The organism is Acidovorax sp. KPB24-03 (assembly GCF_057546605.1).
This window is the reverse complement of sequence record NZ_BAAJYR010000693.1, coordinates 1-1,210: the sequence shown is the minus strand read 5'-3', so window position 1 is coordinate 1,210 and position 1,210 is coordinate 1. Positions and strand designations below refer to the sequence as shown.

The following is a 1,210-nucleotide window of genomic DNA, read 5'->3' as shown; positions in this document are numbered from 1 at the left end:
GGCCTCCACGCGCGCGCGGCCTCGGCGCTCGGGGCCGTCACGTTCAGGTGGCCCATCTTGCGGCCGGGCTTGGCGTCGGCCTTGCCGTACAGGTGCAGGTGCGTGCCTGGCAGCGCCAGCACCGCGTCCCAGGCGGGCGTGCGGGCGTGCGGGCCGTGCGTGAACCACAGGTCGCCCAGCAGGTTGAGCATGACGGCGGGGCTGTGCTGGCGCGGCTGCGTGAGCGGCAGGCCAGCCATGGTGCGCACCTGCAATTCGAACTGCGAGACGTCGCATGCGTTCTGGCTGTAGTGGCCGCTGTTGTGCGGGCGCGGGGCGATCTCGTTGACCACCAGTTCGCCGCCGTCGAGCACGAAGAACTCCACGCACAGCACACCCACGTAATTCAGGCCGTTTGCTATCGATTTGGAAGCGTCGACGGCATGTTCCACTAGGGCATGAGGCACATTTCCCTCGTAAACCTCGGTGACCGCCAGAATGCCGTCCCGGTGCAGGTTGCGCTGCACGGGCAGGTGCACGCAGGTGCCGTCGGCGCCGCGCGCCACGATCACCGAGCATTCGAGGGCCAGGGGCAGCATCTTTTCCAGCACGCAGGGCACGCCGCCCATGGCCTGCCACGCGGCGGCGAGTTCGGCCGGCGTCTTCACGCGGGACTGGCCCTTGCCGTCGTAGCCCATGCGCGCCGTCTTCAGGATGCCGGGCAGAAGATCGGGCGCCACGGCCGCCAGATCGGCGGCGGTCTCAATCACCGCGTAGGGCGCGCAGGGCACGCCGCAGCGCACGAAATGGGCTTTCTCCTGGGCGCGGTCCTGCGCAATGGCCACGGCGCTCGCCGCCGGTGCCACCGGGCGCTCGGCGCCCAGCGTGCGCAGCGCCTGGGCCGGCACGTTCTCGAATTCGGTCGTGATGGCATCGCACAGGCCGGCCAGCCGGGCGAGGCCGTCCGGGTCCTCGTAGGCGGTGCGGACGTGGTGGTGGCTCACCCGGCCGGCGGGGCTGTCGGCGTCGGCATCCAGCACGGCCGTGAAGTAGCCCATGGCCTGCGCCGCGTGCACGAACATGCGGCCGAGCTGGCCGCCGCCCACCACGCCGAGCGTGCTGCCGGGCAGCAGCGGGGGGCGTAGGCTGCGCGCTCATGGCGGACACCGGCGGCAGGGCCATGGCGCGCGCCGCGGCGGTCTGCTCGGCGCGGAAGGCCTCGAGCCGCTCG

General features: G+C 72.0%; 1 protein-coding gene. It reads right to left on the bottom strand.

Annotation, left to right across the window (positions count from 1 at the left end; translation table 11 throughout):
• On the bottom strand, nt 1-1,061 hold a 1,061-nt coding region (locus tag AC27KI_RS25260; protein ID WP_487116540.1), incomplete at its 3' end, for a 5-(carboxyamino)imidazole ribonucleotide synthase.
• Nucleotides 1,062-1,210 lie beyond the last annotated feature (149 nt).